Source organism: Chitinophaga sp. GbtcB8 (assembly GCF_019091455.1).
Taxonomy (GTDB): Bacteria; Bacteroidota; Bacteroidia; order Chitinophagales; family Chitinophagaceae; genus Chitinophaga.
Map to the genome: position 1 here is coordinate 1 of NZ_JAGXJN010000107.1, position 356 is coordinate 356.

Here is a 356-nt window from a genome sequence, read left to right on the forward strand (position 1 = left end):
CTTACTACTGCCTGCAATAATTGTTCGTAGTGCGATAGCATCCGGCTAACCGTTCCGGCTTCAAACAGGTCAGTGCTGTAGGTAATATCTATATTAAGCCCGGCTGAAGCACTGAGCGCAACGCTCAGATCAAACTTTGTACTGTTGCCTTCAACAGGTTCCGCATGCAGCGATACTCCTTCGCCTAACAGGTGTTCTGTTATACCTGCAGATTCATTGTTCTGTAGCATAAACATCACCTGGAACAGCGGATGGCGGCTCAGATCACGGTCTCTTACTACTGCCTCCACTACTTTTTCAAAAGGCGCATCCTGGTGGTCATATGCTTCCAGGGTGATCTGACGTAACTGCCGCAG

At 48.9% G+C, this 356-nt stretch carries 1 protein-coding gene; it reads right to left on the reverse strand.

All coding sequences use genetic code 11. From position 1 onward, the window contains the following. The coding region (locus KVT36_RS31590) for a condensation domain-containing protein (protein ID WP_217607409.1) at nucleotides 1-356 on the reverse strand (356 nt) is incomplete at both ends.